We start from the raw sequence: 9,014 nt of genomic DNA, 5'->3' as shown, positions 1-9,014 counted from the left end.
AGATAACAATGGAAACAGACTTCATTCTTCGAAAGTAGGGACTACTGTAAGAATAAAGATTGTTGCAAAGGAGATGAAAAACAAAAAAGTGAAGGTGAAAATATGGGAGGAAGATAATATCAAATGGACCAATGATATGATTTTTGAAAAAGATTGTATTTTAATTGGTGACAACAATTACCTCAATAATGTACAACTTACAAAGAAGATGTTTGATAAAGCGAAGGATAATGACAGCGATAGTGCAAAACAGGATTATTTTATAGAAGTAATTCATAATGATACTTCCGTAACTTCTGCGGTGATGCCTGTGAATGCAGATGCTGAGCCTACAAAGGTGGAGAGTGGGGATAGTGCAGCGATGGTGAAAGAACCGAAGCAAGGGAAAACTCTTTCTAGTTGTATTTGTAAAGAACAATACAAAGATTTGATTTGGGGAGGAAAAATAAGTTGTGATTTTAGAAAAAAGGTGGTACAAATCTGCTCTGAATTATGGGGAGAAAGTAGGAAAATGGAAATGGCCAACGGCTTAATGGCCGTAATCAAAGTGGAGACTTGGGGAAGCTTTAAGGCTCATCATAGAGAAGGATATAAGTCTGCAAATGATAATCCTAAAGAATTAACAATAAGTAGTTTCCATAAAGAGAGTACAAAGTCTTCAAGAGCGGTTGGATTAATTCAGTTTACGCAAGATGCTTTGGAAGGAATGGGTGAATTTCCCAAGTCTACAACCGCAACAAAAGGAACACAACTACGATATGATGCTTTAAATAGACTAAAACTGAGTTATGCCCAAATGGGAGAAATTAAACAATTAGATAAAGTGAAAAAATATTTTGAACCTGCTAAGAATAAAATAAAGACTCCAGAGGATATTTACTTGCAGGTTTTTGCTCCTGATGGAGTCGGCAAAAATGACAATTACTTATTATACTCTAAAGGAACTGATAAATATACAAATAATAGAAGTGTAGATAAAAATGATGATGGAATACAAAGGAAAGAAATTTTGGAAAGATATTATGATAGTAAAAATGAAGGGGAGAACTATAAAGTAATAGGTTTTTCATGTGGTATTGATAAAAATGAAAAAATTGACTTTAAATCAACTAATATTGTAACCTATCATATATATTCAAGCGGAATAATTGAGAAACATATACCTAAGCAAATCAAATCAGAATATGAAAATAAATATAAGTATATATATCATGATTCAACGGATAAGGAACATGAAATATGCATAGTTGATTGGCACAAAACAAAAGAAAAAAGTGTTGGTCAAGTATATAAAACCAAACCTACTCACACTAAAATTCTTGAAGATAAAAATGTTTCAGAAGGTAATACTTCACGGCGAGTTAAATATATTAATGGAGATATTGCAGAATATGGTAGTCACCCAAAAAAAGGAATTATTTGGCTGCTTTATTCTGCTGGAAAAAACGATGTTGAATTAGTCAGAATGCCAGATGCTTTAAATTATTCAAATGGTAATGTTAGGATTTCGTATATATTTAATAAAACACAAAGAAAATTTACTGGTGCAAATGCATTTGCTGGATTTATTGGGTATCTTGCAAGGTCAGGATATGCGTTAACGACTTCAGGAAGTTGCTTTTCAGAAGGATCAAGTTTTCCAAGTCAAGAACACTGTAATGGTAGAAGTGTTGATACTTTTTATCTAGGAAATATTACACAAGATCAAAAGGTAATTGACAGTGCAATATTCTTTCATTTTACTGAAGTTTTAAAGGGAGTAAATGAGTATTGTAAAAAATTAAAAAGAGCAAGAAATGGTGGGACGCTGCATAATTCGCACTTGCATTCTGGAAACTTTAATAACAGTTCGATAAAAATAATAAAAGAAAAATAATGAAATATTTAGTAATTCTAATGTGTTTTTTTACAATGTTTTCTTGTAAAAAAATAGCCAATAAATCAGATAAAATAAATTCCAATCAAGTTTCTATAAATAATCAATGGAATGGTGATAAGCTGATATCTAATTTAGACTTTGTAAACCAGATAAATACTTCGTGTTTATTGACATCGTCTTATTTTAATCGTTCAGAAGAAGAAATTAAACAAGATGATTCAAAATGTATATTATCTAAAATTAATTTTGATTATTCAAAGTTAGATTCACTCAAAGGGAAAAAGATTATTGGAAACCTTAATAACGGTTTGGAACTGTATATTGAAAAAACAACTCCAAAAAATCTTGAAAATGCAGATATTTATAATCAGGTGACCCTATTCATAAAAAAAAATAAAATAATAATGGATTCAATTATTATTTATGAATCAATAAATTATATTGAGGCCCTAACTGTAAAACAACTTTATTACTATATCGATAATAATAAAATTTTTCTACTTAATTTATCAGAAGATGAATCCGGTTCAAGCGTAAAAGATTGGTCTGAATATCATATAGATGAATTTGGGAAAATTAAATTAGTAAAAAACAAAAAGGCTGATAATACAAAAATAGAAAAAAAGCCATCTCAAATAGAAGATTCTGAAACAGCGAAGAATACAAACTTAATAGGAAGTTTTAAAATTTATGCAGATGCAATTAGTAATAATACCAAAGAAAAAGTTTCTTTAGGGTATTTTATTACAATTCAATCTTTAACCAAAGCTGTTTTAAGTATTGATGCTAAATATTCAGAAGATTATGGTTGTGAAGGTGAATACAGATTGATAGATGAAAAAAATATTCTCCATGCTAAAGGAAAATGTGATCAGGATGATTTAGATGATTTTTATCTTAAATATGATAATGGAAAATGTTTTATTAGAAGTAAGCGCTTTATTAATAAGGATTGGCTAGAGCTTATAAGAGAATAAAATTGTTTTTAAAATATAAGTCTAAGTAATAAAGCCTTAAAGCATAAAGTTATGAAATATTTAATCGGCTTATTAATTGGTTTTTTTTCAATATTTAGCTGCCAAAAAAATAATCAGAAAGAAATTAATCAATCATCTGAAAAACTCCCAACAGAGTCAAAAAATTATTTAAACATTAAAATTAATAATGATCTGAATGTGTCAATTGGTGAATTAACATCCATAGATGAAAGCATTGATGAAGATTATGAAGTTATAAACAAGCATGATACAATCTATATTACTAAGCAATTTTTAGAGTCAGATAATATTGATGGAAAAAACATAAAAGTTCTAAGTAATCATAAGACTGATATTAATGTAAAATATAATGTTGGTTTTAATTTTATGGGAAATGAAAAAGAATCAAATTATTTACCTATAAATTATATTATTTCAAAAAAAATAAATTCAGGATCAATTCTTCCCTTATTTGAAAAGATTTACAATGATATTGGGTTTCAAAATTTTGTAAAAACGAATAAACAAAAAATTTATAATCAATCATATAATGCTTTTATAAAATACTACGGAAGTATGATAGAGAATGATTTGAAATCCTGTTGCCCTGCAGATTATGAAAATTATTCCAAGATTAAAAAAATAGATAATAATGATCTACTTAGCTTAGATTTAGAAAAAGATCTGATTACGATTCCAGATTATAAATCTATAATCATTGATATTAAAGATCTTGATTCCTCAAAAAATTATGTAGTAATATTTAAAAGATACTAAAAATGGTTATCCAATCCGTTGGGCAAAATCGAGTGATGACGTTCCAGACTCTCCCCAGTAATTAAAAGAATAATAAAAACAAAATGAATTACGGACAATATAACAAGTAAAGTTTTGATATTGCTTCGCAAGCATATTTACTTTTAGTGAAAATACAAGAAGGATATATTCATAAAAGCAGGATAAAATCAAAATAATGTATCCTAAATGAACAACATTTAAAAATTACTAAACTCTCTAATGGAGCAGGCAAAATTATTTCTAAAAGAAAATGGTGAGTTTGCTCATTTTGGTACATATATCAGAGCAAATGGAGAATTGCCTTACATTGGTGCTTATTCTGAAACCACTGATTCAAACGAGATATACGATCTACTAATACAGTGAGTAAGAGAAGATCTAAAGGATGAAGATATCCGAGCAACAGCTATTACATGGAATGGTACAGTTAATGGAAAAGATGTTGTGGTTACAGAAGTCTTTCTTTAGATAGCAATTACCAAAGTATTCATCCATATACAGTTGAAAATGAAACAGTAATTTTTGGTGATGAAATCAAACCATATATTAACCGTTAATTAATTTTATAAAATGACAGAAAATATTGAGAAATATCAAAACCTGGATAGACAAAAAATAAAAAAGCCTTTCTTTCGAAAGGCTTTTATTAATTTATTGTAGTTCGTATTACTTTGAAGCTAGTACTTCTTTATCGGAAGTTGTCTTCCCGTGTACTTCATCTTCTTTTCCTTTTTTAAGGAAGTCATAAGCAATTGCTGATGCAATAAAGATTGATGAGTAAGTACCGAATCCGATACCGATCAACATGGCAAACATGAATCCTCTCAGGTTATCTCCACCAAAGATGAAGATCGCAAGGATCACAAGGATTGTAGTAAATGACGTGTTGAAAGTTCTACCCAATGTACTTGAGATAGAGTCGTCAAATAATCCTGCCAATGTTAATGATTTTTTCTCTTTTAGATATTCTCTAATTCTGTCGAAGATAATTACCGTATCGTTGATTGAGTATCCTAATACCGTAAGGATCGCAGCAATGAAATCCTGGTTGATCTCCATATTGAACGGCATATATTTGTGAAGTAATGAATACGTTCCTAAGATAATTACCGCATCGTGGAATAACGCTGCTACAGCCCCTAAAGAGAACTGCCACTTTCTAAATCTGAATAAGATATAGATAAAGATACCTGCCAAAGCAGCTACTACAGCTAAAATACCGTGTGTCTGAATATCGTCTGCCACAGTAGGACCTACTTTTTCAGAAGAGATAATACCCGCGTGATCTTTATCTGCAGATTTGAAATCATTTAAAGTGATGTTAGAAGGAAGATCTCCTTTTAACCCTTCATATAATTTCTGCTCAATAGTCTGGTCAGCTTTTAAAGACTCATCTTCAATAAGGTAATCTGTAGAGATTTTCAATTGCTTAGCATTTCCGAAAGTCTTAGCTTCTACAGAAGAGTTCTTACCATCTTCCGTTTTGAATAATTGTACTAATTTTTCTTCAACGTCGTTCGCATTTACTTCTTTATCAAATCTTACTACATAATTTCTACCACCTGTAAAATCGATACCATATTTGAAACCATGAGTAACCATAGATCCGATACAGATTACCGTTAAAACAGCAGAAATAATATAAGCATACTTTCTCTTTCCGATGAAATCAATCCATGTATTTCTGAATAAATTCTTCGTTGGCGGAGTCCAAACAGAAAGGTGTTTACCTTTGTTCAGTCTGCTGAAGATCATTACTCTTGATAATAATACAGAAGTGAATAATGTCATGACAATACCAATCATAAGCGTTAAAGCAAATCCTTTGATAGGTCCTGTTCCAAAGAAGAACAATACAACAGCTGTTAATAACGTAGTTGAGTGACCATCAATAATTGCACTTAATGCATGTTTGAAACCATCTTTATAAGCTTCTAAAATGCTCTTACCAGCAAATAGTTCTTCTTTCGTTCTTTCGTAGATAATTACGTTGGTATCTACCGCCATCGCCATCGTCAATACGATACCTGCGATACCAGGAAGCGTTAGCGTAAAGTCTCCGGAATCCATAATTCCGAAAATATAGAATAAGTTGATTACCATTGCGATTACAGCGTAAACCCCTGCACCACCATAATAGAAAATGATATAAACAATGATAATTAAGAATGCAATAGCAAATGAAATCATACCAGCGTTGATAGATTCCTGTCCTAATGACGGACCTACCTGAGTAGCCTGAACTACTTTTGCACCTGCAGGTAATTTACCAGCCCCTAAAACGTCAACCAATTCTTTAGCTTCTTCCTGAGAGAAGTTACCAGAGATTTGAGTTCTCCCGTTAGGAATAGCACCTACAACGTTTGGAGCAGTGTATACTCTGTTATCAAGTGTTACAGCTACTGGTTTTCCAACGTTTTTCTCCGTTAAAGTTTTCCATTCTTTTGCTCCCTTAGAATCCATCTGCATGTCTACCACTACTCTTCCAAGTTCGTCATAGCTGATGTTTGCTGTTTCTACAGCACCGTCTACCGGAGCTTTTTGGTTGATGTTACTTCTGATCGCATACAATACTAAATCATCAGGACTTGTAGATTCAGGTTTGTAACCCCACATGAACTGTGTATATTTAATGTTTGCAGGACGTGCAGCGATTCCTACTTTGCTGTTTAAGATTTTGTTTACAGCAGCAGTATCAGATAGCTTTACATTTGCAACACCATTAGTTCTTAATTTGTCAAGCTGTAAAAGGTTCATGAAGTTTACATTCTTTGCAACTCCCATAGAATCTCCTTTTGCAGCAACCATAGTTGTCAATGTTTGGAAATAAGGTGCAATTTCAGGTACTTGCTGTACTTCCCAGAACTGAAGTTTTGCAGAAGTCTGAAGCATTTTCTTTACCTTATCGATATCCTTCATACCAGGCATCTCTACAGAAATTCTTGCTGTACCAGGTACTCTCTGAACGTTTGGCTGAATTGCTCCTAATTTGTCAATTCTTGTTCTGATCACCTCGAAAGCTGTTCCTACAGAAAGATCTACTCTTCTTTTAACAATACTTTTTACCTGCTCATCAGCCGTGTTGTACTTGATTTCAGATAAATTGGTATTCCCGAAAAGTTCCGGATCCGCAAGCTTAAGGTTCGTTCCTTTTGCTTTGTTTACCGCATCGAACTGATCAAAGAAGTTGTCGATGTAAGATTTTGTTGAGTTTTTCTGAACTTCATCAGTCTTGTTTAAAGCCTCAATAAGAACAGGATTTGTTGAATAATTGGTTAAATCATTTACCAAATCTCTCTGGTTGATTTCCAATAGAACGTTGATCCCTCCTTTTAAGTCAAGACCAAGTTTCATTTCCTTGTCTTTAGCTTTAGAATAATAAAGCTTCGTATACCCAAGATTAAGAGTATCTTCCTTGATGCGTTTGATCTCTTTCTCGTTTCCTTTCGCAGCTTCAATCTGCGATTCAATTTTGCTGGCGTACCAGGTTGGCAATAGCTCGTTTAAGCAGATCAACCCCAGGACAATAGCAACAATTGTAATAAGTCCTTTTCCTTGCATTTTGTTATAACTACGTTAAATTAAGTCGGCAAATATAATGATTTTCTTGTATTTTATGAATTTTTAACAACAGAAATGGTTTATTTTCAGATATATTGGTATTCTGATTTCTATTTAAGATTTAACAATTTTTTCATCGTATCTTAGTGAAGTCTTCAAAATATAATTGGTATAAAATTTTCATACTTATTTCAACACACTAACTATCAAAATATTATGAAAAATTTACTTTTTAGCCTTAGTATTTTTTCTTCTTTAATTGTTAATGCTCAAAGCATTAATTTGGAAGAATTTGTCACCGGACTTACCAGCCCGGTTGAGATTACAAACGCCAATGACAGCCGATTGTTCGTAGTGCAGCAAAACGGAATGATAAAAATTATTCAACCCAATGGAGCCGTCAATCCAGTTAATTTTCTGGATATTTCAACGAAAATTGTCTATGGCGGAGAAAGAGGACTTCTTGGACTTGCATTTCACCCACAATACCTGACAAACGGGTATTTTTTTGTGTATTATAACAACACTGCCGGAAATGTTGTAGTCGCAAGATACAGCGTAAGTGCTACAGATCCCAACGTGGCTGATTCTAATTCTGAGAAGATCTTACTGAATATTCCAAAACCTTTCGAAAATCATAATGGAGGCAGTATACATTTCGCACCGGATGGAAAGCTCTGGATCATAACCGGAGACGGTGGCAGTGGCGGAGATCCGAACAATAATGCTCAAAATAAAAACGTGCTTTTAGGAAAAATGCTGAGAATAGATGTAGATGCCGCTACAAACCCCTACAATATTCCGACAGATAATCCTTTTGCCGGCTCCACTGTAGATGGCGCAGATGAGGTTTGGGCATACGGACTCAGAAATGGATGGAAATTTTCTTTTGATCCTGAGACAGGCAATGTATGGATTGCAGATGTGGGACAGGGAGCTATAGAAGAAATCAATAAAATGCCTATTTCTCAAGCCGGGCTCAATTACGGATGGAGATGTTACGAAGGAAACACTGCTTACAATACAGCAGGATGCCCACCGCAGTCTTCGATGATATTTCCGGTTGCCGTATATGATCACTCAGGTGGAAAATGCTCCATTACCGGCGGCTATGTTTACAGAGGTCCAGAATATCCTTCATTACAGGGCAAATATTTCTTTGCAGATTATTGCTCTACACAGATAGGTATTCTGAACCCTGATAATTCTATTATTTGGACATCTCCTTACACCGGAAACCGCTTTTCTACCTTTGGACAGGATTTTCAGAAGGAGCTGTATGTGGCAGCTGTTAACAGCGGAAAGATCTTTAAGATCAAAACAGCAACTTTAGCTACTCAGGAAAATAATGGCTTAGGAAAAATAAGTGTTTATCCTAATCCTGCAAGTAAGGAAATTTTCATTGAAGGAATAAAGGATAAAAAAGCAACCTTGGAAATAATCAGTGCTGACGGGCGAAAAGTATTAGAGTCCGGACAAATTACAGATAGCAAAAGTATTGACATTTCGGGAATACCGGCTGGGGTTTATTTTGTCAATTTAAAATCCGGCGACCTGAAATCTTACAGCCAAAAAATTGTTATTAAATGACACCTGCAAACAAAATAAGAGCCAAGAATACAACTCAATTGCAGTCTATGACATTATTATACCACATAAAACTATAGAATAAAAAAATCAGAACTTTTTTAAATTTCACCACCAGCGTTTTACAAACAGCTATTAAAGCATAATTTATTCATGTATTCTAAGACATATGCAAATTATATCTTGTTAAATTTACAAAAGGCTCTTCTCTT

4 protein-coding genes and 1 pseudogene are annotated in these 9,014 nt (G+C 32.9%); 4 read left to right on the top strand and 1 reads right to left on the bottom strand.

Going from position 1 to position 9,014, the window contains the following annotated elements:
* The 3 genes and pseudogenes from AC5YGG_RS20750 to AC5YGG_RS20740 form a co-directional block, all read left to right on the top strand.
* A pseudogene (locus AC5YGG_RS20750) lies at window positions 1-1,876 on the top strand (hypothetical protein); the annotation flags it as partial.
* Window positions 1,876-2,856, top strand: a complete 981-nt coding sequence (locus AC5YGG_RS20745) for a hypothetical protein (RefSeq protein WP_496146341.1) — start codon at window positions 1,876-1,878, stop codon at window positions 2,854-2,856. The pseudogene AC5YGG_RS20750 and the gene AC5YGG_RS20745, both read left to right, overlap by 1 nt.
* Window positions 2,857-2,907: 51 nt before the next feature.
* Entirely contained in the window at window positions 2,908-3,633 is a 726-nt protein-coding gene (locus tag AC5YGG_RS20740) for a hypothetical protein (protein ID WP_496146340.1), read from the top strand.
* Between the two features lie 687 nt (window positions 3,634-4,320).
* Here AC5YGG_RS20740 and secD read toward each other — a convergent pair.
* Window positions 4,321-7,215, bottom strand: coding sequence for a protein translocase subunit SecD (secD, locus tag AC5YGG_RS20735; protein WP_496146339.1), 2,895 nt, complete (start codon window positions 7,213-7,215; stop codon window positions 4,321-4,323).
* Between the two features lie 216 nt (window positions 7,216-7,431).
* Between secD and AC5YGG_RS20730 the strand changes: the two genes are divergently transcribed.
* Entirely contained in the window at window positions 7,432-8,805 is a 1,374-nt protein-coding gene (locus tag AC5YGG_RS20730; protein WP_496146338.1) for a PQQ-dependent sugar dehydrogenase, read from the top strand.
* Window positions 8,806-9,014 lie beyond the last annotated feature (209 nt).

This window comes from Chryseobacterium sp. CS2K3 (assembly GCF_059515185.1).
Note: the sequence above shows the minus strand (reverse complement) of the source record. Positions and strands in the feature narration are given on the sequence as shown.